The 23,826-nt window shown below is 52.7% G+C and carries 24 protein-coding genes; 7 read left to right on the top strand and 17 right to left on the bottom strand.

The window, feature by feature from the left end:
• Positions 1-4 precede the first annotated feature (4 nt).
• The 3 genes from osmX to P346_RS18320 form a co-directional block, all read right to left on the bottom strand.
• A complete protein-coding gene (osmX, locus tag P346_RS18310) occupies positions 5-904 on the bottom strand; it encodes an osmoprotectant ABC transporter substrate-binding protein OsmX (RefSeq protein ID WP_032657562.1) in 900 nt (299 codons plus the stop codon).
• A gap of 18 nt (positions 905-922) precedes the next feature.
• Entirely contained in the window at positions 923-1,633 is a 711-nt protein-coding gene (gene osmY / locus P346_RS18315) for an osmoprotectant ABC transporter permease OsmY (protein ID WP_032657559.1), read from the bottom strand.
• 275 nt (positions 1,634-1,908) lie between these two features.
• Positions 1,909-2,856: an NAD-dependent epimerase/dehydratase family protein gene (locus tag P346_RS18320; RefSeq protein WP_032657556.1), complete on the bottom strand. Its 948-nt coding sequence runs from the start codon at positions 2,854-2,856 to the stop codon at positions 1,909-1,911.
• 92 nt (positions 2,857-2,948) lie between these two features.
• On the opposite strand from P346_RS18320, the gene P346_RS18325 reads away from it, so the two are divergent.
• Entirely contained in the window at positions 2,949-3,404 is a 456-nt protein-coding gene (locus P346_RS18325; RefSeq protein WP_050597615.1) for a MerR family transcriptional regulator, read from the top strand.
• Here the strand turns inward: P346_RS18325 and P346_RS18330 are convergent.
• From P346_RS18330 to P346_RS18360, 8 genes are all read right to left on the bottom strand, one after another.
• A complete protein-coding gene (locus P346_RS18330) occupies positions 3,354-4,091 on the bottom strand; it encodes a YoaK family protein (RefSeq protein ID WP_032657553.1) in 738 nt (245 codons plus the stop codon). The genes P346_RS18325 and P346_RS18330 overlap by 51 nt on opposite strands.
• A gap of 155 nt (positions 4,092-4,246) precedes the next feature.
• Positions 4,247-4,870, bottom strand: a complete 624-nt coding sequence (locus P346_RS18335) for a glutathione S-transferase family protein (protein WP_032657550.1) — start codon at positions 4,868-4,870, stop codon at positions 4,247-4,249.
• Positions 4,871-4,953: 83 nt separating this feature from the next.
• A complete protein-coding gene (hxsC, locus tag P346_RS0121420; protein WP_050597614.1) occupies positions 4,954-6,168 on the bottom strand; it encodes a His-Xaa-Ser system radical SAM maturase HxsC in 1,215 nt (404 codons plus the stop codon).
• Positions 6,165-7,622, bottom strand: a complete 1,458-nt coding sequence (gene hxsB, locus P346_RS18340) for a His-Xaa-Ser system radical SAM maturase HxsB (protein WP_032657547.1) — start codon at positions 7,620-7,622, stop codon at positions 6,165-6,167. Before hxsB ends, hxsC begins: the two co-directional genes overlap by 4 nt.
• A gap of 218 nt (positions 7,623-7,840) precedes the next feature.
• Entirely contained in the window at positions 7,841-8,218 is a 378-nt protein-coding gene (hxsD, locus tag P346_RS18350) for a His-Xaa-Ser system protein HxsD (protein ID WP_032657543.1), read from the bottom strand.
• A gap of 45 nt (positions 8,219-8,263) precedes the next feature.
• Positions 8,264-8,578 carry a hypothetical protein gene (locus P346_RS23085; RefSeq protein ID WP_152537843.1) on the bottom strand — a complete coding sequence of 105 codons (315 nt, stop codon included), beginning with the start codon at positions 8,576-8,578 and terminating at the stop codon, positions 8,264-8,266.
• Between the two features lie 325 nt (positions 8,579-8,903).
• Complete coding sequence (locus P346_RS18355) at positions 8,904-10,085, bottom strand: MFS transporter (protein ID WP_032657540.1); 1,182 nt, start codon at positions 10,083-10,085, stop codon at positions 8,904-8,906.
• 49 nt (positions 10,086-10,134) lie between these two features.
• Entirely contained in the window at positions 10,135-11,262 is a 1,128-nt protein-coding gene (locus tag P346_RS18360; RefSeq protein WP_071995948.1) for an alpha/beta hydrolase, read from the bottom strand.
• Positions 11,263-11,375: 113 nt separating this feature from the next.
• On the opposite strand from P346_RS18360, the gene P346_RS18365 reads away from it, so the two are divergent.
• From P346_RS18365 to P346_RS18375, 3 genes are all read left to right on the top strand, one after another.
• Positions 11,376-12,260, top strand: a complete 885-nt coding sequence (locus P346_RS18365; RefSeq protein ID WP_032638201.1) for a LysR family transcriptional regulator — start codon at positions 11,376-11,378, stop codon at positions 12,258-12,260.
• Between the two features lie 273 nt (positions 12,261-12,533).
• Complete coding sequence (locus P346_RS18370; protein ID WP_152537842.1) at positions 12,534-13,061, top strand: helix-turn-helix transcriptional regulator; 528 nt, start codon at positions 12,534-12,536, stop codon at positions 13,059-13,061.
• A 14-nt stretch (positions 13,062-13,075) separates the two neighbouring features.
• Positions 13,076-13,687, top strand: coding sequence for a helix-turn-helix transcriptional regulator (locus tag P346_RS18375; RefSeq protein WP_032657534.1), 612 nt, complete (start codon positions 13,076-13,078; stop codon positions 13,685-13,687).
• Positions 13,688-13,775: 88 nt separating this feature from the next.
• Here the strand turns inward: P346_RS18375 and P346_RS22125 are convergent, their stop codons facing one another.
• The 4 genes from P346_RS22125 to P346_RS18390 all read right to left on the bottom strand — a co-directional run bounded on the left by P346_RS22125 (position 13,776) and on the right by P346_RS18390 (position 17,212).
• Complete coding sequence (locus P346_RS22125) at positions 13,776-14,384, bottom strand: helix-turn-helix domain-containing protein (RefSeq protein WP_050597613.1); 609 nt, start codon at positions 14,382-14,384, stop codon at positions 13,776-13,778.
• A gap of 293 nt (positions 14,385-14,677) precedes the next feature.
• The gene (locus P346_RS18380) at positions 14,678-15,139 is read right to left on the bottom strand and encodes a fimbria/pilus periplasmic chaperone (protein ID WP_032657532.1); all 462 of its coding nucleotides are present in this window, start codon (positions 15,137-15,139) and stop codon (positions 14,678-14,680) included.
• Positions 15,140-15,836: 697 nt separating this feature from the next.
• A complete protein-coding gene (locus tag P346_RS18385) occupies positions 15,837-16,154 on the bottom strand; it encodes a YebG family protein (RefSeq protein ID WP_032657529.1) in 318 nt (105 codons plus the stop codon).
• Positions 16,155-16,231: 77 nt separating this feature from the next.
• Positions 16,232-17,212: a nitrilase family protein gene (locus P346_RS18390; protein ID WP_032657526.1), complete on the bottom strand. Its 981-nt coding sequence runs from the start codon at positions 17,210-17,212 to the stop codon at positions 16,232-16,234.
• Between the two features lie 100 nt (positions 17,213-17,312).
• On the opposite strand from P346_RS18390, the gene P346_RS18395 reads away from it, so the two are divergent.
• Positions 17,313-18,227, top strand: a complete 915-nt coding sequence (locus tag P346_RS18395; protein WP_084492143.1) for a LysR family transcriptional regulator — start codon at positions 17,313-17,315, stop codon at positions 18,225-18,227.
• Here P346_RS18395 and P346_RS18400 read toward each other — a convergent pair.
• A complete protein-coding gene (locus P346_RS18400; RefSeq protein WP_029739383.1) occupies positions 18,151-18,501 on the bottom strand; it encodes a helix-turn-helix domain-containing protein in 351 nt (116 codons plus the stop codon). The two genes, P346_RS18395 and P346_RS18400, sit on opposite strands and share 77 nt — an antisense overlap.
• A gap of 336 nt (positions 18,502-18,837) precedes the next feature.
• Between P346_RS18400 and P346_RS18405 the strand changes: the two genes are divergently transcribed.
• Both P346_RS18405 and oqxB read left to right on the top strand, forming a co-directional pair.
• Positions 18,838-20,013, top strand: coding sequence for an efflux RND transporter periplasmic adaptor subunit (locus tag P346_RS18405; RefSeq protein ID WP_032657523.1), 1,176 nt, complete (start codon positions 18,838-18,840; stop codon positions 20,011-20,013).
• Between the two features lie 24 nt (positions 20,014-20,037).
• Complete coding sequence (gene oqxB / locus P346_RS18410; RefSeq protein ID WP_032657520.1) at positions 20,038-23,193, top strand: multidrug efflux RND transporter permease subunit OqxB; 3,156 nt, start codon at positions 20,038-20,040, stop codon at positions 23,191-23,193.
• Positions 23,194-23,292: 99 nt separating this feature from the next.
• Here oqxB and P346_RS18415 read toward each other — a convergent pair whose 3' ends face one another.
• Positions 23,293-23,772 (bottom strand): RrF2 family transcriptional regulator, encoded by a 480-nt coding sequence (locus P346_RS18415; protein WP_029739386.1) that lies wholly within the window; start codon positions 23,770-23,772, stop codon positions 23,293-23,295.
• Positions 23,773-23,826 lie beyond the last annotated feature (54 nt).

The following is a 23,826-nucleotide window of genomic DNA, read 5'->3' as shown; positions in this document are numbered from 1 at the left end:
CCTCCTACAGCAGCTGTTTGCTACGCAGGAAATCGCGGGCGACCTGCTGCGGTGACTGATGGTCGATATCCACCTTCTTGTTCAGCTCGGTGATAACGTCGTTGTTGAGCTGGGCCGAGAGGGTGTTTAGCGCCTCTTCCAGGCCGGGGTTGGCCTCCAGCGTGTCCTTACGCACCACCGGCGTCACCGCGTAGCTCGGGAAGAAGCCTTTATCATCTTCCAGCACCTTGAGGTCGAAGCCTTTCACGCGCCCGTCGGTGGTGTAAATCAGGCCGGCGTCAACGAAGCCGTCGCGCACCGCGTTATAGACCAGACCGGGGTCCATCTGACGGATTTGCGGGCGGTCCAGATCCATCTTGTAGGCCGCCTGCAGCGGCTTCATGCCGTCGCTGCGTCCGGCAAACTCCAGGTCCAGGCCCAGCAGCCAGTTTTTGTCGGGGTTGGTTTTACGGATCTGCTCAATTTTCGCCACCATCTGCGACATGGTGTTGATATGTTCCGCCTCGGCGCGCTTGCGCTGCATGGCGAAAGCGTAGGTGTTGTTCATGTCGGCGGGCTTGAGCCAGACCAGACCGTGCTTCGCGTCCAGGCGTTTCACCGTCTCGTAAGACTCCTGCGGCGACATGCGCTTGTTGATGTGGTTAAAGATGATCAGCGACGTGCCGGTGTACTCCCAGGTCATGTCAATCTGCTTGTTGATCATCGCGTTGCGGGAGATCACCGTGGCAATGTTGGTTTGCGGCTGGACCTGAAAACCTCTCTTTTGCAGGTACTGCACGGTCATCGCCGAGAGAATATGCTGCTCGGTAAAGCTCTTGGTCGCCAGAATCAGCGGGGCCGCCATCGCCTGGCTGGTGAACAGCGCCGCGGCACACAGCGCCGTCAGGCCGGAAAACAGTCTCATAAAAGCTCCTTGTTATTGTTATCGAGCAAGATGGGGACTCATCGCGCGACCCAGCGCCGCCAGCAGGGTATCGAGGATCAGGGCGAACAGGGCGGTGGCCGCCGCGCCGAGGATCAGGGTCGGGAAATCGTTCAGGTAAATACCGGGGAAAATCAGCTCGCCGTAGCTGCTGGCGCCAATCAGGAACGCCAGCGGTGCGGTACCGACGTTAATGGCGGTGGCGATGCGGATCCCTGACAGCATGACCGGCCAGGCGGCTGGCAGCTTAACCTGACGCAGGCGCTGCCATTTGGTCATCCCGATGCCGTTTGCCGCTTCCAGCAGCGACGGCGGGACCGAGCACAGCCCGGCGTAGGTGTTACGCACGATCGGCAGCAGCGAGGCTAGGAACAGGGCGATGATGGCGGGCGTATCGCCAATGCCAATAACCACCATCGCCAGCGCCAGAACGGCCAGCGGCGGCAGAGTGTTGCCGACGTTGAAGATTTGCATCACATATTCGGCGATACCCCGCGCGGCCGGACGGCTCAGCAGAATACCAGCTGGGATGCCCACCAGCAGGGCAAAAAACATGGATGAGAAAACCAGAATCATGTGCTGTTGCCCGAGATAGACTAGGTCAACCTGACGCGCCTTTATCGTCTCCAGCCCAATGCCCCAGACGAGGAGGGCGAGGACCACGATAATGGCGCCGACAAACAGCAGCGAACGTTTGAGTAATGGGTGCATTGCGGTGTGTCTCCCTGTGCGCATGCGTTATAGCAACCACCGGTTGCCTGTTGTTATGCCATGTTTCGGCAGGGGTATTTCACCTATAGCAAGCGTTTGGGAAGGGTTCCAGCGAAGGGGTAAAATCAGTAACCCTATGAAAACAGTGACAACCTGGTGTTAAGCCTTATGGCGTAAGGGCTGATTGAGGGACGGGCAGAATAGTCCTAAAGACGAGAATTGAAAGTGACGTTGTCACGAATAGGGGCCGCACCTGTGACGGTGCGGCAGCACAGCTAAGCTGTTTTGCGCGCTTTTGATCTCCATTCCTGCCAGATATTCTCAAGGCCCTGCCGGTATGAGGTAACGGGGAAGTCGGGAAAATGCCGCTTAAACTTCGTCGAATCAAACAGGTTATCAACGTCGTACCTGGGGAACAGCTCACGCATTTCGCGCGCGCCCTGCGAAAACAGCGCCGTCGCGGCGAATGCCAGCTTGCCCAGCACGGCGTAGTCCGCCTTCTGGCCGAAGATACCGCAGGCGAGAGTGACAAACTGTTGATAGGTCAGCCTTTCGTCGCAGCAGGGCAAATGCCACGTCTGCCCGTAGGCCTCAGACGTATTGCCCAGCAGGGCGAGCGCGCGGCTGGCATCCGGCGTCCAGATGAGGGTGCGAAGCGTATCGTCACGTACCGGAACGCGCGGGCGTTTGTGCTGCTTCAGCCTGTCGAGAATGAGCGTATTCGTGAAGCTCTGCGTTCTCTCAGGCCCGTAAAACTCCGGGGCCCGGCCGATGAGGACGGGAATGTCGCCCCGCTGCATTTCGGCAAGCACCCGGTTGGCCATCAGTGCACGCACGTTGCCTTTCCGTCCCCGGGGCGCAAAGCGCGTCTCTTCCGTTTGCGGCTCGTCGCTCTGGGGATACATGTAGGTATTGTCAAAATAGACGAATTTTGCACCCGCCTTTCGCGTGGCCTCCAGCGCATTTTCCAGCATGGTTGGGAACTGACGCTCCCACAGCGCGGAATCCGGCGGCAGACCGGCGGTAAAATAGACCGTATCGCTACCGTTAACCGCCTCCTGCGTCTGCTGCGCATCCAGAAGATTGGCCGCAACCAAAATATCGCTGTCGTGGACTTTCTGCGGATGGCGGCTAACCAGCCTGATATCGTCGGTATAGGCGCGTTTTAATTCGCGGGTCAGTTCACGGGCGATTTGCCCGCTGGCACCCAGAATAGTTTGCATATGAGCTTCCTGATGAGATGACGATCCGGTTGACCGTATAAAAAGTTTAAGCTTAAAGTTAACTTTAAGGTCAAGACGTAAGAGCAGATCAAATGAGAATTGGCGAGCTGTCGAAAATGACGGGTATTTCCCCGTCGCGCATTCGGTTCTATGAGGCGGAAGGTTTACTGCCGCGACCCGTCAGGCAGGGGAACGGCTACCGGTCGTATTCTCAAGAGGCGGCAGCGCTGCTGAACATCATCGACAACGCGCAGCGTACCGGGTTCTCACTCGAGCAAATACGCCGCTTCCTGCCGCAGCCGCAGCCGCAACAGCGCTGGGATCATGAGGGACTGATCCAGTCCCTGAAGACGCGTATTGCCGAAATAGAAGCGATGCAGAAGCAGCTTGAGGAAAACCGCCGGGAATTGCTGACGCTGGTCGCGAGTATCACCAACCGGCCGGATGGGATCTCCTGCGACGACAACATGCAGCGCCTGCTGGGGCAGCTGCAACGCTCAGACGGTAGCGCGAACCCGTCGAACCCGCGTCGAGACGGTGATAATTGAAACGATAGCGACCACGGCGAGCATCAAGCCGAGCGCCAGCATGGCGTTAAACCCGATCCATCTGAACAGCAGTAGCCCCGCGATACCGCCCGTTATAAACGAGAAAAGGGTGGTTAAGTGGGTTTTCAGCTGACTTTTTTGTGCCGCCGTATCTTTGGAGTAATCCCTGCGCAGCATCGCCACCAGTACGGAGGCCAGGGATATCCCCGCGTCCGTCAGCGTGCCGGTAATATGCGTCGATCTCACCCGTCCGCCGGAAAGCTGCGTGGAGGTGGAATTATGAATGCCCATCAGGCCGCACAGAAAAAGAATAATCTCGCGGTTGCTGGTGAGGGCATGAAAATACATCTCGTAGAACGAGACGCCGGTCAGCAATATCCCCTCGACAAACAGGATCTGGCAAAAAACCAGCCTGACGTTATGGATAATGCCCCATATTACAATCATACGGGCAAGAATAGCGCCTGCGACAAAGGAGAGAATAATCGAGCCGAAGAAAATAATATCGCTGAGATCGGTGGAGGAGACTTCGCTGGATAACTGTGAGGTGTTGCCGGTCATGTGTGAGGGGAAAAAACCAAATGCGCCAAGGGCGATGGCATTCAGCAAACCTGCCGAGGTCGCCAGCCAGAGAGCAAGCCGGCGATCCTCCTTATGCGTTCGTTCTTTCTTGAGTCGAATCAGCAAGAATACCTCCGGGTTGAGCTTTGCCTGAATAGTCAGGCTAGCAAAGCGGTGCAGCGGGCTGTCCAGGATATGGCTTAATTATTATTCCCTCTGGCGACTTTCAGGGTTAAGTAATTAAATAAAATATCCTTACTCAAGATAGAGGCGAGAAGACTTTACACCATGCCGTTATTGCCGTGACGCAAAAACGCCGGGCGCTGGTTAAGACGTTCAAACCAGGCCTCAATCGCCGGCACGTCGGGCTTATCAAACGGCGTCATCTTCCAGCGATTCACCGACAGCCCAAGCACCACGTCCGCAAGGGTAAACGTCTCGCCTGCCGCAAACGCGCCGGTGCGCTGCAGCTGGTTTTCCAGAATGGTGATGCAGTGGTTCCACTCTTTTATTCCCGCCGCAATGCGCTCAGGGTCGTTAAAGTCCGGGTTTTTACGCCCCAGCGCCGGGAAAACATAGCGCCAGGCGTTATTGAATTCGGTTGCCTGCCAGTCCATCCAGCGCTCGACATTGGCGCAGGCCTGCGGTTCTGCGGGCAGCAGATCGTGACGCTCGGCATTGCGCGCCAGATAACGGCAGATGGCGTTGGACTCCCACAGCACGAAATCGTCATCCATCAGCACCGGCACCATGGCGTTGGGGTTCAGGGCGCGGAAGGCATCCGTTTCCGTTGACGCAAAACCGCTGCCGTAATCTTCCTGTTGATACGCGAGGCCTGCTTCTTCGCAGGTCCAGAGCACTTTACGCACGTTGATGGAGGTGGTTTTGCCGAGGATCTTGAGCATAGTGCTGGTGTCCTTTAAGGTATGAACGATCTAAAACAATACACCAGCTTGAACAGAATTTAACCTCCAAAACTCGGGTGTTTTCACTCCAGGTCTGTCACAAAAGGACTGATATGGTTGGATAACCAAAATTTATCCGTCGATGAACTGAAGAAACCGCAGCATGCGTCGCGTTTCATACAGGAGGCACAAACAGGGCTCCAGCTATTCTTAAAGTCGCTGATACTCTGTTTGCAATAGGCTTGTGTGTCTTCGTTAACAATGCATAAAGGAAGGTTAAATACCCTTACATCAATACCATATAACTGAAAAATCTCGATGGTGGCGGATAGCGTATCCTTATACTCCCAGGGATCGATAAATACGGCTTCCCGGTTCAGCTTTGCATATCCCATGTTCTCCATGCCCATAAGCGCAACATGCTTAACGAAAAAGAGATTTCGGGAAATAAATTCTGCCAGCGCAGTCAAATATTTTACCGTTACTTTGTTCAGTACAACGCGCAGTTCAATGTCAATGCCGTGTTTGTAGCAATTTAACAAACCGGCCATTGTTTGATCAAATGCCCCTTCGCATTGAACAACATAGTCGTGAATCTCTGAAACATGACCAAAGAGAGGGATGCCAGCCAGCAACTGATGTTTACTTTTCTGTGCCAGAAGCGCCGTATAGTCCTCCTGACTTAAGTAGCGGCCATTCGTCAGCAAGTGTATTAACGTCTGTTGGTTTCTCTCTGAAATTGCCTCAATAATATTAAGCAGTCCTTCGTTTAACATTGTCGGTTCGCCACCCGTAATACAGAGTGCTTCCGGAAAGTGCTTATCATCAATCAGGGCAAGAGTTTTTAGGATCCGTTGCTCAGTATCACCCTGGTTAACTGCTGATTCCGGTTTAGGAGGCTGCGGGCACATGACACAGAGGTTGTTGCAAACTTCAGTCACCAGGAATGCATTGTTCCGAGAGCTTGCACGAAATAAGCGATGGATCCGCCCCCGCTCGCTGATTGTTATTACATCGCCCTCACTGAATACAGTTTCTTCTGAAACGACGATAACCGGTGTCTCCACCTGTGCGATTAAGGCTTCAAAGTTCGGATTGTTCTTTGTACAAATGATTGCGCGTACAGAGGGCAAGGCTGACAGTGGTATCGATTTGCCGGGGGTCAGAAAGAAAATGCTATCCGCTGCGATTTCATTTAATTCGACAGCGACTTTACCAAATAGCGCTGCCTTAAGGCGCCAGATGCTTTCTGCCTGAGTAGAAAGAAAAAGCGTATCGTCAGTGCATCGTGTTTTCATTTCATTCCCCATTGCATCAGAATACGACGGGTCTCGCGATCGCCTTCAACAAATCGTTTAATAACCATCGAAATAATACCTTTGTTTTTCAAACAGAAATCGTCTTTACCCGGATGACCATAAACTGAACCTGTTACCTGATAGCGGCGTACTGGGTCTGCGCCGCAGTAGGGGGCAAATGCACAGTCAGAACAGACGGGCAGGCAGTCATTGACTCCTGCAGAGGCGAGTTCTTGCATGACTGAGCCAAAGAAAAGTTCTTCTGGGCTATTCTCATAAACACTACCCATCTTGAAGTGCTGATCGCCTGTTTCGGCCATCATTCGGCTTTCATCGCTTGGGTAGATGTTTCCATCATAGTTATACAGTGTGACCCCAAAACCAGATCCGCAGGGGGATTGAAGATCCACAAAGCCTGTTGCCCAAGGTGTCATGAGCTTTTTCATGATCAATGCAGCATAGGATTCGCGAAATGCAATTCCATCGTGATTAATGCGTATGATGTAATCGAGACACTTCTCATAAAAAGCCAGAAATTGTTCCGTGGTATAGCCGATTTTATGGAAGTACTTCTGTGCGAAGCCATAAGGATTAAGTTCGCGGATGAAAATACTGCGAAATCCCTGGCTTACATATTCATTTATAATCTCTTCAGCCATATCAAGGCTTGGCCGGGTCGTTGTCATCAGTGCGCTAACTCTGTCAAATGCATCACGCCGTTTGAGTTTATTTAGCGTTGAAATGAGCGCACTCCATGCACCTGATTTTGCATATTTACGGTTTGCATCATGCAAAGCCTGAGGGCCATCAAGCGATGTGCTGATTGAAAAGTTATGCTCTAGCAAAAAGTCGAGATCTTCGTCAGTCAACTCGCACAAATTTGTACAAACCACGAATTGAATGTCTTTCCGGGTATTTTTCCTGTTGACCGCGGCGACGGCCTGACGGATGAGGCTCATATTCAGCGTGGACTCTCCACCCTGAAATTCAAGCGTAAGTTTGTCCGAAGGCATAGATAAGAATAAATCAATACTCTTTTCAAGGGTCTCCGGACTCATATCATAACGAGATTGATCGGACTGGCAGCTCTTACGAGAGGCCTGACAATAGACGCAAGAATTGTTGCAGCGAACGGTGAGGACAAAAATATGGAGCTGAGAAAAATTTTCCAGAAATGATTTCTTTGTTCTGTATCGTGAGGAGAGTAAAGCGATCTGGTTGTCATCAATTCCGTTACTGACCATGTGCTTGGCCTTCAGCTCATACCAAAGCGTTTCATCTTCAATCTTCTCCTTATTGATGAGCGTAGTGAGTTGTGAAGGGCTGATACACATCCACTCGCCATAATCAGTCGAAAGGAAATAGTTTCCGTCATCCAGTTGGCTGAATCTGAATGGAAGGAGTTGATATGACTGAGAAGCAAACTCAGCGGGAGATTTAAATCTAATGCTCATTGTGCATGATGTCCTGTATACTGAGATCAAGGATGTTAGTCAGGAAGGTATTGATAATGAGATGTGCATCTGAGAGATATTCTTCATTGGTATTAATCCTCAGACAGAACGCCTCTTTAATGGTAAACTCCACACTCAAATATTCATTGAATTGTTGAGCTATATTCTCTATAGCGCTCTGAGTATAAAAAAGTGGATCAAGCTTGATTATCATTGACTTATACTACCGATTTTAAAATATATTGAGTATCAGCCTGTACCCGATTTTCAACAAACACGGCGGCCGGGGAGAATGCTTTCCTGACGATCTCTTCATGTAAGACTGAAGTTTCATCATGAATGATTTGACGCATCTGATTTTCATGAAGTAAATGTAAAAAGTGCTTTGCTACGGTATTCATATCATTAACGCTGTCGCTTTTTTGGTAGATATAGATACCAACATCTTCATTTTCCGATTTGACGGCATGAATGAAGAAATCATCCGTAAACGCGTAGCATGTTTTCATTATAGCTTCACGGCTATAGAGTGTTTTGTTTAGGGACAACAAAAAATATTCCCCTAATTCATTCTTTCCATGTTTGAGGTTATCCATGAGCATTTCCTTCCAGAATGGCCAGCCTGCAGCTGGCCTTGAGTGTTAGCACGTAGAGCCTGGCGTGCAGGAATAGTGGCTGGAATGGCTTGCATGACTTGAGTGGCTGTAATGCGCCGCAAATGCTTGTCCATCCAGTGAAGGCTTAGCCAGTAAAACAGACGTACCAGGTTGCTGTACGCTGTTGCTGGTGGCAACCCTGGAGTGTGTTGGTGCAATTGTTGGTGTATTGCTGCTGGCGAACGCTGGCGCACTCGCACCCGCTATCACCCCAGCAACAATACCCGCAACGGCAGGTACGATACTTTTACCTGAAAGTTCGTTGACAGAGCCTTTTACGACTTTTGGCAATGCTTTCATCTGTAATCCTTATCATAGAACGAGAGATAACAGGATTGTTATCGTGAATATGATAAGGCACTGTGATATTCGATAATTATAAAATTTATGTTTATTATTTGATTTTAATCATACAGCAGGTAATTAGATTGATTTCAAATCGCACGTTAAGAGTAATCATGTAAACATTAAATATGAACCCAACGGAACTAATTCATTTTTTATATGAATAGCCTGCTATCGATAATGTTAATTTTAGCCCGAGACGGAACATTCAATTAACGGCAGGCTAATATATACATTAAAAAATCATATCTCTCTATTTTCGGTCCACTCATCGTATCGCTCATTTTTGACGCGATGTGATAAACGTTAGCACCACAGCACACAGCAGCAATATTCCGCTCATTGCAAACGTGCTCTGCCAGCCGAGATGGTCGAATACCATACCGCCCGCCGTTGAACCCAGCGCAATAGAAAGCTGGATCACGGCGACCATTAACCCGCCACCGGCTTCGGCATCTTGCGGCAGCGTTCGCGCAATCCATGTCCACCATCCCGTGGGTGCCGCAGTCGCCAGCATCCCCCAGAAGCCTAACAGCAGGGCAACGATCCACACGCTGTGACCGGTCAGTATTAACACGCCTGCAATGACGGCCATCAGCAGGGGTATGGCGATTAACGTCAGGTAAAACGCGGCGTTCAGAACAATGGCAACGAGCAGTGTACCAACAAAACCCGCGACGCCGATGGTGAGTAAAATCAGCGATAAGCCGGAGGGGGTGACCTGCGTGACGGTTTCGAGAAACGGACGCACATAGGTAAACAGCGAAAACTGTCCCATAAAGAACAGGCCGCAGGCCAGCAGACCAATGTAAACCACCCGTTGGCGGAATAGCCGAAAGACGGATGGGCGTGACGCCGTATTTTTATTGTCGTTCATATCGGGCAGGCTAAAGCGTTGCCAGAGGAAGGCCACTATCGCCACGGGAACCAGGCACAGGAAGGCGCCGCGCCAGCCAATGGTGGCGCCGAGATAGCTTCCGAGCGGGGCGGCGACTACCGTCGCCAGCGCGTTCCCTCCGTTGAATATCGCCAACGCGCGCGAGACCTGATGCTGCGGAACAAGGCGAATGGCCGTTGCGGCAGACATGGACCAGAACCCGCCTATAGCGATACCGATCATCGCGCGGCCGGTCATGTAAACCAGATAGTTTGGAGCGAAAGCGATAATCGTTCCCGAGAGCGCCATCAGGAGCGTCATGCCCAGCAGAAGGTGTTTGCGGTTCATATTCCCGGCAAGCCGGGAAAGGAAGAGGCTGGTCAGAACCGCCAGCGCGCCGGAAATTGCGATCCCCTGGCCAGCGAGCCCCTCCGTTACGCCCAAATCTCTGGCAAGAGGCGTGAGCAGGCTGACGGGCATAAATTCCGAGGCAATCAGGACGAATACGCACAGGGTCATGGCAAAAATACCGCCCCAGTGCGCGCGTTCCTCATTCTGTGAGGTGGTAGGGTTCAGAGTGGACATAGTCATCTTTCACGAAGGGCCGCCCGCTAAACACGGGCGGCGGAGAAGTTTATTTCAGGCTGGTTTTGAAGAACTGCTCAAACTGACCGAACGGGATCTTCCCGGCAGCATTGTCGTAGAGATCGACATGGTTTGCGCCCGGAACTATCACCAGTTCCTTCTGCTTGCTGCCGACCGCTTTAAACGCATCTTCTGCAAAGTAGCGGGAGTGTGCTTTTTCACCGGTGACGATGAGCGTCGGGATAGTAATTTCCCCGGCGTAGCTCAGCAGCGGCATATTCATAAAGGATAATGGAGTGGTCGCGGTCCACGCGCCGGTGGAGTTGACCGAACGCGCGTGGAAGCCGCGCGGCATGCGGTAGTAGTCATAGAACTCCTTCAGCACCGGGTGCGGGTCTGCTGGCAGCGCCTCTGGCAGAATACGTTCAGCCGCCGTCACCTTGCCGTTCTCATCGACATAAATGTCATGGCCGCCGTGCGCGAAGGTACCGTTCTCTGCATCTTTCCAGCGCTGTGCGTTCAGATACTGCAGAACGGCGCGGCGGTCAGACGTTGAATAGCGATCTTTCCCGTCGCCCACGCCGTGGCCCATCGCCCGGCTCATGTCGTACATCACGCTGGTGGCGACCGCTTTCACGCGGGTGTCCATGGAGGCCGCATTCAACGCCATACCGCCCCAGCCGCAGATGCCGAGAATACCGATGCGGTTACGATCAACCTCTTTCTGTAACCCCAGGAAATCCACCGCCGCGCTGAAGTCTTCGGTGTTGATATCCGGAGACGCAACGTTGCGCGGCTGGCCACCGCTTTCGCCCGTATAGGACGGATCGAACGCCAGGGTCACAAACCCATTTTCCGCCAGGGTCTGCGCGTACAGGCCGCTGGACTGCTCTTTGACCGCGCCAAACGGCCCGCTGACCGCAATCGCCGCCAGCTTGCGGTCGCCGCTGTTTTTAGGAAGATACAGATCGCCCACCAGGGTGATCCCGTACCGGTTCTGGAAGGTCACCTTGCGGTGATCGACTTTGTCACTTTCGGCGAAGGTTTTATCCCATGTAGTCACCATCGAAACGGGTGCGTTTGGGTTGGTAGTTTCTGCATAACTCATTGTTGTAACTCCACTTAATGATGCGCATAGCAGCATCGCAACGGACAGTTTTTGGGTGAATGTTTTCATGAAAATAGACCCTGTGGTGTTGTATTGCGGACATTATAGTTAGCAGAAATAGTGCTGATTAGAGGCCGAAAGCTGCTAGGATTCATATCATATTGTTATAAATTGGAGGCGTGATGGCGAAGCGGGAAAACTACAATGAGCTGTACCTGTTCATGCAGGTGGTGCGGGAGGGGAGCTTCACGGCGGCTGCGCAGCGGCTCGGGCTGGCGCAATCCGGGATTAGCCGCTCGGTTCGCGAGCTGGAAGAGCGGTTGGGCGTTCAGCTTCTGGTCCGCACCACGCGCAAGCTGTCGCTAACCCACGCCGGGGAACAGCTTTACCGGACCGCCGAGTCCGCGTTCGATACGCTCGATACGGGCCTGGCGACCCTGGCACACTATCGTCAGACGCCGTCCGGCACGGTACGCATTAATGCCAGCCAGCACGCTATCGACAAATGTCTGCTGCCCAAGCTCGCCATTTTTAAACAGCGTTACCCGGACATCAGGCTGGAACTGATGAATGAAAGCCGCTTCGTCGACATTATCGCCGAGCGGTTCGATGCGGGTGTCAGACTGGGGCCGGAAGTGGGGCAGGGAATGATTGCAGTGCGTATCACGCCTGATATGGAAATGGCCGCAGTGGCTGCCCCGGAACACTTCAGACGCTACGGTTTTCCCCAGACGCCTGCGGATTTAGTGGCGCACCCCTGCATTGCCTACCAGCTTGCCGACGGTAGTGACTATCAGTGGGAGCTGGTGCAGGATGGGAAAAAAATCACCCATCGGCCAGAGGGGCAATGGGCGCTGTCTGACAGCTACATGGAAGCCGAAGCCGCCCGGCTGGGGCTTGGGCTGGCCTATGTCCCGGTGGAGCTGGTGGCTGACGATCTGGAGCGCGGAACGCTGATCCGGGTGTTGCAGCGCTATAGCCTGCGAATGGACGGGTTGTACCTCTATTATCCGCACCGTAACGTGTCGCCTGCGCTTAGAGCGGTGATTGATACGCTGAAAATTTAGGGGCGGCGTTGTCTTTCTGGAAGGCGCCTCGCAAACTGAAAATTAAGCGCAGGAAATCCCTGGAAAATAATTTTCTGCAATTGACATCCTTTATTGGACACAAAACAACTCCTACATTACAGCCTGTTTCTCTAATATCATCTATATTCATTTATATTTATAATTGATACGATGCCTCAGCCAAAAATAAGAGAAGTGATACTTTACGAGCCTCGGCCACTATTTCGAAATGTGGCAAAAAACAGCATTCAGGTCGCTGACGGCGCCCTACTGGTGATTGAACCAAACGCACTGATAGAGGAGGTAACCCCCTTTACCGAACAAACGTCGCTATTCGCGGCAGGCCTCAGCGGCGCCGGTGAAGAAATATATGCCCTATTACGGCTAATTCATCATTTAATAATGCAGGGAAAAGAAATTATTGTCTGGGTCGCAAAACGAGATGTACTTCTTACCAGGTTGATGTATGAGCTTGGTGTACAGACGCTGCTCTGCGAGAATTATTTAGAAGAGGAACTCGCTCAGCGCATGGGATCCACAACTTTCAGATCAGGATATTTGCCTTCACGTCCCATGCTAATAAATAATATGAATAAAAAAAATAGGCTCTCACACTCTGAGCTTAATATTCTAATCGACTTCGCTCGAGGTCTAAATGCGTATGAAATCGCCAGTCTGCGCCATATGGGATATAAAACAGTCTTCACCCATAAACATAACATCCGTTTGCGTCTGGGGCTGCAAAAGTCAGCCAGTTGGCTGGATCTGCTTAACCGTTTGGATCAGATCTATTCAGTCTGAGCATCTGGAGGTCTATGTTTACTTTTACTGTTTATTCCCGTGTGGTTCATCCGACTTTACTTAATGGATTTCTCTCCAGCCTGAAGGCTTTTCGCGAACTAAATCCAGAATGGAATTATGAAGTTATACGGCATGATAAAGCACATCTGACTTTGCTTGATTTCACTGCATATGACATGCTTACTGATATCTCCGCCGCGGAGTACGAAGGTCTCTGCCGGCCAGGTGAAGGAACTGCTCTGGTTATGCTCTCTGCATGTCAGGAGAAGCTAGCGCATCAGCTCATGAGGTCATACCGGTGTTCACTGTTTTGTGTTGATGAGCGCCAGCTGGAACTACGTGAGCTGATAAAACAAAGTATGAAAAAACAACGTTATATCAGTGCTCACTTCCTGCGACTACAGGAGCAGGCCAATAATATAGCTGAAGGTATGTTTTTTACCGATACAGAAAAAAAAGTACTTAGTGGCCTGAAAAATGGTAAAACCGGAATTGAATTATCACGCGAAATGTTTCGAAGCCAGAAAACGATCAGTACCCATAAGCGAAAGGTTATGTTAAAGCTGGGAGTCAAAAATGATCTTGAACTGCGCAAAGCGATACAGAAGCTCCAGCTGCCGCATTGATGCGGCAGCTGTTCTTTCGTCAGGTAATTTATCATCTGGCACTCGTTATCTAATATAACGACCCTGCGTTAATTACCAGTTAATGCGTTTAATATTTTTCAAGTAGTTTGTTGATTTTTTTAAGAATGCCTCGATTGATCTCTATATAACCACCGATACGTAAATCGCCCAGTATCTTCATAACACGGCTGCGTGAAAGTCGGGTTTTTTCCAGAATATAATCACTGACGTTGACATGATCGCTAAGCGCTTCATCCTCATTCATCAGAGCAATCAAATTCAGTCGTATCAGCTCATAGGTTGAGAGCCCGACGGATGAATAGTGGGCGAGGAGCAGTTGACGGACGGCATACATATAGCAGTATGAAGCATCTTTCCATAATTCCTGCGTACTGATGATATCAAGCATCTCTTTTGTTGGCAGGGTCTCATAGCTAACGCTTCTGTAGGCTTTCATAAAAATGCCGGTGTTGGTGTCAATTAATTCGTTCATACCAGTAATCATCGGGGCTCTGATATATTTGATTAGAAGCCGATCGCTGCTTCTGTATATCGCAACGATTCCCTCATGCAGGATAAACGTTACTGGCTCTGTTTGCTTCTCAAGCGTAATGAGTTGCCGTGGCTTAGCACTCTGAATCCGCCTGGTGTCAGAGGCCGCCTTGATCAGTGCATTAAAATGTGTTTCAGGTTTCATACTTTTGGTTACCAAAAAATAATAATTCTTAATGTATGATAGAAGAGTTTTTGAAAAGATGATAAAAATTCCGAATCAGAACGTATCGGAACAATCGTTCTGGAGGTTTATAAGGCTCTGAACAGAATATTGGATTGGGAGGATTAGCTTCATCTGGACATCCTGGGGAGGAAAAACAAATATGAAACCGCCTACCGATAGCGGTTTTACGTACGGAGCCTGACCTTAGTGGTATGCAAATGACATGCTAAAAACAGGACTGATTTTACGGGGTGTGGTGCCAGCGCCCATACTCAAAGGGCGAGTATGCATCTGAAACGTCGGTGTGCTATCGACAGCCCCCGTTTTCCCATCGCTTTAGGCGTCATTAAAAGCCCTTCAAGCCGCTCTCCTGTAACATGTCTGTTGAGTTTTTCGATCTGTTTATCTGAGTCGGCATCTTTAAGCGCGTCAGAACGATTGATAAGTTTGATACTAGAGGAGGCGGTAATCTGTTGGGTATCATTTTTCCGAGACGCAGACGGGATCGCCTTGACGCAGAGCCTGTGCATGGACCCTTTATCCTGTGAAAGCGTGCCTGCAATCATAAGGCGCATTAGGTTCTCTTTAGCCTCCGGGTTGCGCACGCTTAATGATAATTCTTTTTTAGCCGCTTCAAGTAAAAAACGGATGCCGCCAATATTGACAGTGTCATTGATATTATAGGTAAGGGCAATTGCATAGCAGCCAGTTAATCTACGTAATGTGACTTTCAATCCTGATCCCACAATAAATAATTGAAATAAACCCCGTGAAATTAACAAATTAATATCTGGAGTGTCTTGCAGATATTAAAATATGATACTGGTGAAGTTAAGAAAAGTCTCTTTTTGTATGTCCTTAAAAGGATTGTGTGCTCGTTGTTACATCAGAGTTAATCTTTTTAATTATCCGCTATTATTGTAAAGCCGCGTTCATGAATTAACCATTCTGATGTATCCGCAGACAGAATAGAGATTTTAGACGTTATTACACTGGCTTTTGCCTGGTAGCAGGATTGCACTATAACTACGAAAGTAATGTTGATTTTTCTTTAATAAAAAGAAAATAAAAAGAAAAATACCGTTCTGTATAGAATAAATGGTGTCTATGATTCCCGGGAGCATTATGGCATCTATTATTATGTACCCGGGAAAGGGAGATGTTTAAAGCTGGCACCCTGACCGCTGCGCCAATCCTACATGCCGTACTTACCGATTGGCACAGGCTGGAAGAACACATACAGGAACTGCTAATTAAATGGCGTGGTTTATAACCTACAGCGCAGCATTCGAGTCCGGCATGTGGGACGAACGAACGCTCAAACAACCAAAATCCTTAATATCAATCAGCTGTGGATCCCTGCTGACAGCTAAAAAAGCCGTAAGCAGTTATCTGCTTACGGCTTTCGGATCGTGATGATTTTTCTGACAATCAGGCCGCTTTCACCGCCCTGATTTTTTTCGTGTCAGCCGCGTCGGATTCTGTTTTATCCGTTGCAGCCGGAGCATTGAGATCGGGAAGCTTGCTGGTACGCAGAATATGCTGCACGGTTTCTTTCTGTTCGGCGAGATACAGGCCAAGATTTTCAGCCTGCGTTTCATCCATCTGCATTCCGCTTTGCAACAGCCAGTCGGTGAACGCGTCTGCCATATCGAGCAGCTTGTCGTGAGCGTCAGCCTCTTTCTTACTGGCAAATGTCATTTTCTCTTCACCTTTTCTTACGACAACAAATTTTGTTTCAACAGCCATTTCGCGCACCTCACACTGTAATTATATACAGTATAACAGCTCCGGGGTTATGTTGCAGCTAAAAATTGCTCACATTTCTAGCGAGCAGGGGGCACATTCGAAAATCGTGCGCTGATCGCATCACGTTCATAGCCCTGCGGCTGCGTCAGTATCTGGTATAAATCAGGGCGGCGACCGTGGATCCAGCGGCGTCCGGTGCTCATAGCAAGCAGGCTTAAATCGAGTTCAGCGCCCACCATCGCATCTTCAGCCTCCCAGGTTTCGTTCACGATCCTGCCATAGGGGTCGAGGATCATGGCATTGCCCGTGCGCACTTCGTCATCATCGGCACCGACCCCGTTGCTGAAGAGAAGAAATAACCCGTTGTCATGCGCGCGGGCAGGCAGCCAGCGCATGAGCCATTCCCGACCGCTTGGCCCTTTGAATGCCGCGGTAATTTCTTCCTTGCGCGTTTCCCGCTCCTCCCAGAGCGCCAGCGGAATAGGCTTCATCCCGTGAGGGCTGCGGGAATCGGTACCGCCTGTTTGATGCGGAGCGAGAAGAATATCGGCACCCAGAAGCGCCGTCGCGCGCACGTTTTCGACCAGATTATTGTCCCAGCAAATCAGGATACCGACCTTCACGCCCCACGGCGTATCAAAAACGGTAAAGCTGTCCCCGCTGCTGATGGCCGGATGTTCAAAAGCATGAAGTTTACGATGCGTATGCATCGAGCCGTCCGGCATGCAGGCAACATACGCATTGTAGAGTCGGCCATCGTCGGCGCGTTCAATAAGCCCGGCGCCAATCAGCATTTGATGTTTTATCGCCAGGGAACGAATGAGCGTCAGGGAAGGGCTGTCTGCAATCGGCTCTGCCAGCGCAGACACCTCCGCTGCGGTGAGCTTAGGGACATGCCAGTAGCCGGTGATACACATTTCAGGGAAAGTGAGAATGTTCACCTGCTCAAGCGCTGCCTGTTCAATAAATTTCTCCATTATCAGGAGATTGTATTTTTTGTTACTGGCCTGATGCTGAAACTGTACGGTGGCCGCCTTTAAGGATGTCAGTTCGTTCATGTTGCGTCTCCGGTTGTCATCGAGACTGAATTACATAACGATTGCCGATAACTGTATAATCAAAACATTTCCGAATTCGATAACCATCTGGAATGAAAAAATGAACACCCGGTTGCTAAAGGCTTTTTTGATGCTGGCGGAAAAAGGTAATTATGCCGATGCGGCGCGGGCGCTGTTTATCTCGCAGCCGGCATTGACCAAACAGATTAATCTCCTCGAATCCCTGGTGAGTATGTCTCTTTTTTCACGAGGTCGTCACGGCGCAATACTGACGGCCAGCGGCAGGCATTTGCTGCCAGAGGCTGAGAAGGTGGTCAGGCAGACCCGGCAATTTATGCAGCATGCTGAGCGGGTATCGAAAGGAGTTGAAGGGCATATCGCCGTCGGGTTCGGACTTTCAAGCTTTTATCTGGCGCCACGCTGTATCGCTGACTTTCGTCGGGATTACCCGGAAGTAGAAATGTCATTGACGGATCTGCCTTCCTTCCAGCAGTACGAGCGATTGCAAAACGATGAGCTACAGGTCGGTTTTGTCAGGGTTCCTCCCCCCGTGGCGCTTGAATACCTGCCGTTATTTACCGATCGGCTGGTTCTGGTTGCGCACGCCGCGTCGCCGACACTGTCTGTTGGAGAGTGGCTGACGAAACGCCCTCTGTTGCGGCTGTATGATGAGCGAGGGCGGGGCTTAAACGCGCAGATTGACCGCTTCCTGCACGACAACGGTCTTTTCGTCTCATCGACTCAGCTGACTGACGATATCCAAACTATCGTCGCGATGGCGGTTGCGGGGATCGGTGTGGCCATTCTGCCCACCAGCGTGACGCATATCGCGCCGCCGGAGCTGGCGATTATTCCGCTCACGGGGGAGTCAATCAGCTGGAAGGTGGGCATCGCCTGGGACGCAGGCAGGGAAGATGTCATCCGTGACAACTTCATTACTAGCGTAGCTGCTGCGTTTCCGGGCCAGCCATGCTCCGCCGCCATGCCCCAGGCGCCTGACCATACTGACGCTTAAAGCTGCGGTTGAAGGACTGCTGGGAGTCAAAGCCCAGCGCGATCGCCACGTTCAGAATCGGTTCATCGCTGCGGGTTAAGCGCTCAACCGATTTTTGCAGCTTTTGCGCGCGAATATAGCCGGCGAGGGGATAGCCCGTATGCTCTTTGAACAGGCGCTGGAGGTGCCATTTAGAGTAGCCGGATCGCCTGGCGACGGACTCAATGTCCAGACGGCTATCCAGGTTGTTGTCGATCCAGTCGAGTAAATCATGCATAAATGCGCCAGTGTTCATCTGGTTACCCCCACGCTGCCTGTCTAAAAGTATCTTTGTCTGTTGCATTAAAAGGTGGCGCGTTTTTGTATTAATTGCAAGTTTTATTGTTGCATTTAAAACCCTCACCGAAACGGGTCTTTTCACATCCGCTCAAATAGCACATAAAGTGCAACAATTATTCTTGCACTTAGTTAAGCGCCTTCCTACAATCGCCGCGATAGTGTATTCGCAACTGTTACAGTTTTGTGGCGATGAACGACACAAATGGCCTTAAGACAGCCACCGGACAAAGGAAGTGGCGCGGTGCCTCCTGCTGCGTCTTGCCCGGCGGCGACAATTACCGGAATAAAAATAATGAGCCTGCAAAAAACCTGGGGTAACTATCATCTGAACGCGCTGGGGGTCATGTTGCTCTCCGTGCTGCTCGTCGGATGCGATAACAGCGTCGCGCAAAATGCCGCGCCGCCTGCGCCCGCCGTCAGCGCTGCTGACGTGGTGGTGAAATCCATTAGCCAGTGGGATAGCTTTAACGGCCGGATTGAAGCGGTGGAGAGCGTTCAGCTCCGTCCGCGCGTTTCCGGCTACATTGATAAAGTGAATTACACCGACGGCCAGGAAGTGAAGAAGGGCGAGGTGCTGTTCACGATTGATGACCGAACCTATCGCGCGGCGCTGGAACAGGCGCAGGCGAACCTGGCGAGAGCCAAAACGCAGGCCAGCCTGGCGCAAAGTGAGGCTAACCGTACCGATAAGCTGGTCAATACCAACGTTGTCTCCCGCGAAGAATGGGAGCAGCGTCGTTCGGCCGCCACTCAGGCGCAGGCCGATATTCGCGCTGCGCAGGCGGCAGTGGACGCCGCGCAGCTCAACCTGGACTTCACCAAAGTCACCGCGCCTATCGACGGTCGCGCCAGCCGGGCGCTGATCACCAGCGGGAACCTGGTGACTGCTGGCGACACCGCCAGCGTCCTCACCACGCTGGTCTCGCAGAAAACCGTTTACGTCTACTTTGACGTGGACGAGTCGACCTACCTTCACTACCAAAATCTGGCCCGCAGCGGGCAGGGGGCGTCCAGCAATCACACGGCGCTTCCGGTTGAGATTGGCCTGACGGGCGAGGAGGGCTATCCCCATCAGGGCAAAGTGGACTTCCTGGATAACCAGCTAACGCCGAGCACCGGTACCATCCGTATGCGCGCACTACTGGATAACGCGCAGCGTCAGTTCACGCCGGGACTTTTTGCCCGCGTGCGCCTGCCGGGCAGCGCGGAGTTCAAAGCCACGCTTATCGACGACAAAGCGGTGCTGACCGATCAGGATCGTAAATACGTTTATATCGTGGATAAAGAGGGGAAAGCGCAGCGTCGTGACATCACGCCGGGCCGTCTGGCAGACGGTTTACGCATCGTGCGGCAGGGGCTGAACCCTGGCGATAAAGTCATCGTCGAGGGGTTACAAAAAGTGTTTATGCCGGGTATGCCGGTTAACGCGAAAACCGTTGCCATGACCGCCGCCAGCGCCCTCAACTGATCCCTTGACCTGAGAATCCAACCCATGGACTTTTCCCGCTTTTTCATCGACAGGCCGATTTTTGCCGCGGTCCTGTCGATTCTGATTTTTATCACAGGGTTAATCGCCATCCCGCTGCTGCCGGTGAGCGAATACCCTGACGTCGTGCCGCCAAGCGTGCAGGTGCGCGCGGAATACCCGGGCGCCAACCCGAAAGTGATTGCCGAGACCGTGGCGACGCCGCTGGAAGAGGCGATCAACGGCGTTGAGAACATGATGTACATGAAGTCCGTCGCGGGTTCCGATGGCGTGCTGGTGACCACCGTCACCTTCCGTCCGGGAACCGACCCGGATCAGGCGCAGGTTCAGGTGCAAAACCGCGTCGCGCAGGCCGAAGCGCGTCTGCCGGAAGACGTGCGGCGCCTGGGAATTACCACCCAGAAACAGTCCCCGACGCTGACGCTGGTGGTGCATCTGTTTTCGCCCAACGGCAAGTACGACTCCCTGTATATGCGTAACTACGCCACGCTGAAGGTGAAGGACGAGCTGGCGCGCCTGCCCGGCGTCGGCCAGATCCAGATTTTCGGCTCGGGTGAATACGCAATGCGCGTCTGGCTGGATCCGAACAAGGTGGCGGCCCGCGGGCTGACCGCTTCGGATGTGGTCACGGCGATGCAGGAGCAGAACGTACAGGTGTCCGCCGGGCAGCTTGGCGCCGAGCCGCTGCCGAAAGAGAGCGATTTCCTGATCTCCATTAACGCCCAGGGGCGTCTGCATACCGAAGAAGAGTTCGGCAATATTGTCCTGAAAACGACGCAGGACGGTACGGTCGTCCGACTGCGCGACGTGGCGCGTATCGAAATGGGGTCCGGCAGCTATGCGCTGCGTTCCCAGCTGAACAATAAAGACGCGGTCGGGATTGGTATCTTCCAGTCTCCTGGGGCAAACGCCATCGATTTGTCTAACGCGGTGCGTGCGAAAATGGACGAACTGTCCACGCGCTTCCCGGCGGACATGAAGTGGGCGGCACCTTACGATCCGACCGTTTTCGTGCGCGACTCCATCCGCGCGGTGGTGCAAACGCTGCTGGAAGCGGTGGTTCTGGTGGTGCTGGTGGTGATCCTGTTCCTGCAAACCTGGCGCGCGTCGATCATTCCCCTGATCGCGGTGCCGGTTTCGGTGGTGGGGACCTTCAGCATTCTCTACCTGCTGGGCTTCTCGCTGAATACCCTGAGCCTGTTCGGGCTGGTGCTGGCCATCGGTATCGTGGTCGATGACGCCATCGTGGTGGTGGAAAACGTCGAGCGAAACATAGAAGAGGGGCTTGCTCCGCTTGCGGCGGCGCATCAGGCGATGCGCGAAGTGTCCGGGCCGATTATCGCGATTGCGCTGGTGCTGTGCGCGGTGTTTGTGCCGATGGCGTTTCTCTCGGGCGTTACCGGTCAGTTCTACAAGCAGTTTGCGGTGACGATCGCGATTTCTACGGTCATCTCCGCCATTAACTCGCTGACGCTCTCTCCGGCGCTGGCGGCACTGCTGTTAAAACCGCACGGCGCGCCGAAAGATTTCCCGACCCGGCTTATCGATCGTCTGTTCGGCTGGATTTTCCGTCCGTTTAACCGCTTTTTCCACCGCAGCTCGAACGGCTATCAGGGGCTGGTGGGCAAAACGCTGGGACGACGCGGCGCGGTATTTGTGGTGTATCTGCTGCTGCTCTGTGCCGCAGGCGTGATGTTTAAAGCGGTGCCCGGCGGGTTTATTCCGACGCAGGACAAGCTGTATCTGATTGGCGGCGTGAAAATGCCGGAAGGTTCGTCGCTGGCGCGCACCGACGCGGTGATCCGCAAAATGAGCGAAATCGGGATGAATACCGAAGGCGTGGACTACGCGGTGGCGTTCCCGGGGCTGAACGCGCTGCAGTTCACCAACACGCCGAATACCGGGACGGTGTTCTTCGGCCTGAAGCCGTTCGACCAGCGTAAACATACTGCGGCGGAAATAAACGCGGAGATTAACGCCAAAATCGCGCAAATTCAGGAAGGTTTTGGCTTCTCCATCCTGCCGCCGCCGATTTTAGGGCTGGGTCAGGGGTCGGGCTATTCTCTGTACATTCAGGACCGCGGCGGTCTGGGGTATGGCGCGCTGCAAAACGCGGTGAACACCATGTCCGGGGCGATTATGCAGACCCCGGGAATGCACTTCCCGATCTCAACCTACCAGGCTAACGTTCCGCAGCTGGACGTGCAGGTAGACCGTGACAAGGCGAAAGCGCAGGGCGTGTTGCTGACCGATCTTTTCGGTACGCTGCAAACCTATCTGGGCTCGTCGTACGTGAACGACTTCAACCAGTTCGGGCGTACCTGGCGCGTGATGGCGCAGGCCGACGGGCAGTTCCGCGACAGCGTGGAAGACATTGCGAATCTGCGCACCCGTAACAGCCAGGGCGAAATGGTGCCGATTGGCAGCATGGTAAAAATCACGACCACCTACGGGCCGGATCCGGTGATTCGCTATAACGGCTACCCGGCGGCGGATCTGATTGGCGATGCCGACCCGCGCGTGCTTTCGTCTGCGCAGGCGATGACGCAGCTGGACGCGATGTCTAAGCAGATCCTGCCGAACGGGATGAACATTGAATGGACTGACCTGAGCTTCCAGCAGGCCACCCAGGGCAATACGGCGCTGATCGTCTTCCCGGTCGCGGTGCTGCTTGCGTTCCTGGTGCTGGCGGCGCTGTATGAAAGCTGGACGCTGCCGCTGGCGGTGATCCTCATCGTGCCGATGACCATGCTTTCCGCGCTGTTTGGCGTCTGGCTGACCGGTGGCGATAACAACGTGTTCGTGCAGGTAGGGCTGGTGGTTCTGATGGGGCTGGCCTGTAAAAACGCGATTCTTATCGTGGAGTTTGCCCGCGAGCTGGAAATTCAGGGCAAAGGCATTATGGAAGCCGCGCTGGAGGCGTGCCGCCTGCGTTTACGCCCGATTGTGATGACCTCCATCGCCTTTATTGCCGGGACTATTCCGCTGATCCTCGGCCACGGTGCGGGCGCAGAAGTGCGCGGCGTCACCGGGATCACCGTCTTCTCCGGGATGCTGGGCGTGACGCTGTTTGGTCTGTTCCTGACGCCGGTGTTTTACGTGACGCTGCGTAAGTTTGTGACGCGCGGGAAAAAAGAGGAAAGGGACGTTCTGCCCGCGTAGGAACGCTGCTGATAATAAAAAACCGCCTTCATTGTGAAGGCGGTTTTTTTTTACATCAGAATGTGGGCCGGGTAAGCACTGCGCCACTCAACAAGATCGTTAAGACGTTTTTTGATACTGGGCAATAAGGTCCGGGAGCGGATCCCATCCGCTGCTATCGGCGTTTTTGACCGCTTCCAGGGCGCTTGCCACGGTATGGCGGGCCAGTACCGCTAACGAAGCCTCCTCGGCTTCTTCGGATATCGATTTGAAGTACCAGCAGGCGTTAGCGCTGACCACGCAGCGGGCCGGCACGTCAGGGCGCGACGCCCACAGCTTTTTATCTTCGATGACCGAAAGGTAGATGTCGCGCAGGGTGATCTCTTCCGGAGGGCGACCAAGATGAATTGAACCGTTACGGCCAAGCGTTGAGACGATAATGCCGTCACGCGTCAGCGGAACCATCAATTTGCGGATGAAGCTCGGGTTCGCTTCCAGGCCGTAGGCCAGAATCGCACTCGTGGAACGTTCACCCAATTGCTCCGCCATCGCTACGCTGAGAACCATCTGCAAAGCTGTCGGGAAGCGGTAATCTAACATTTCTCTGTCCTGGGTTGCGGTGAATCTTGTTCTTTTTGGCACCGCAGAGGTGAA

Source organism: Enterobacter sp. DC1 (assembly GCF_000568075.1).
Taxonomy (GTDB): Bacteria; Pseudomonadota; Gammaproteobacteria; order Enterobacterales; family Enterobacteriaceae; genus Enterobacter; species Enterobacter asburiae.
Note: the sequence above shows the minus strand (reverse complement) of the source record. Positions and strands in the feature narration are given on the sequence as shown.

Excerpts from the sequence above, each read along its gene's own strand:
- osmX (WP_032657562.1), bottom strand. The coding sequence starts at position 904 with ATGAGACTGTTTTCCGGCCTGACGGCGCTGTGTGCCGCGGCGCTGTTC.
- osmY (WP_032657559.1), bottom strand. The coding sequence starts at position 1,633 with ATGCACCCATTACTCAAACGTTCGCTGCTGTTTGTCGGCGCCATTATC.
- P346_RS18320 (WP_032657556.1), bottom strand. The coding sequence starts at position 2,856 with ATGCAAACTATTCTGGGTGCCAGCGGGCAAATCGCCCGTGAACTGACC.
- P346_RS18325 (WP_050597615.1), top strand. The coding sequence starts at position 2,949 with ATGAGAATTGGCGAGCTGTCGAAAATGACGGGTATTTCCCCGTCGCGC.
- P346_RS18335 (WP_032657550.1), bottom strand. The coding sequence starts at position 4,870 with ATGCTCAAGATCCTCGGCAAAACCACCTCCATCAACGTGCGTAAAGTG.
- hxsC (WP_050597614.1), bottom strand. The coding sequence starts at position 6,168 with ATGAAAACACGATGCACTGACGATACGCTTTTTCTTTCTACTCAGGCA.
- hxsB (WP_032657547.1), bottom strand. The coding sequence starts at position 7,622 with ATGAGCATTAGATTTAAATCTCCCGCTGAGTTTGCTTCTCAGTCATAT.
- hxsD (WP_032657543.1), bottom strand. The coding sequence starts at position 8,218 with ATGGATAACCTCAAACATGGAAAGAATGAATTAGGGGAATATTTTTTG.
- P346_RS23085 (WP_152537843.1), bottom strand. The coding sequence starts at position 8,578 with ATGAAAGCATTGCCAAAAGTCGTAAAAGGCTCTGTCAACGAACTTTCA.
- P346_RS18355 (WP_032657540.1), bottom strand. The coding sequence starts at position 10,085 with ATGTCCACTCTGAACCCTACCACCTCACAGAATGAGGAACGCGCGCAC.
- P346_RS18360 (WP_071995948.1), bottom strand. The coding sequence starts at position 11,262 with ATGAAAACATTCACCCAAAAACTGTCCGTTGCGATGCTGCTATGCGCA.
- P346_RS18365 (WP_032638201.1), top strand. The coding sequence starts at position 11,376 with ATGGCGAAGCGGGAAAACTACAATGAGCTGTACCTGTTCATGCAGGTG.
- P346_RS18375 (WP_032657534.1), top strand. The coding sequence starts at position 13,076 with ATGTTTACTTTTACTGTTTATTCCCGTGTGGTTCATCCGACTTTACTT.
- P346_RS22125 (WP_050597613.1), bottom strand. The coding sequence starts at position 14,384 with ATGAAACCTGAAACACATTTTAATGCACTGATCAAGGCGGCCTCTGAC.
- P346_RS18385 (WP_032657529.1), bottom strand. The coding sequence starts at position 16,154 with ATGGCTGTTGAAACAAAATTTGTTGTCGTAAGAAAAGGTGAAGAGAAA.
- P346_RS18390 (WP_032657526.1), bottom strand. The coding sequence starts at position 17,212 with ATGAACGAACTGACATCCTTAAAGGCGGCCACCGTACAGTTTCAGCAT.
- P346_RS18395 (WP_084492143.1), top strand. The coding sequence starts at position 17,313 with ATGAACACCCGGTTGCTAAAGGCTTTTTTGATGCTGGCGGAAAAAGGT.
- P346_RS18400 (WP_029739383.1), bottom strand. The coding sequence starts at position 18,501 with ATGAACACTGGCGCATTTATGCATGATTTACTCGACTGGATCGACAAC.
- P346_RS18405 (WP_032657523.1), top strand. The coding sequence starts at position 18,838 with ATGAGCCTGCAAAAAACCTGGGGTAACTATCATCTGAACGCGCTGGGG.
- oqxB (WP_032657520.1), top strand. The coding sequence starts at position 20,038 with ATGGACTTTTCCCGCTTTTTCATCGACAGGCCGATTTTTGCCGCGGTC.
- P346_RS18415 (WP_029739386.1), bottom strand. The coding sequence starts at position 23,772 with ATGTTAGATTACCGCTTCCCGACAGCTTTGCAGATGGTTCTCAGCGTA.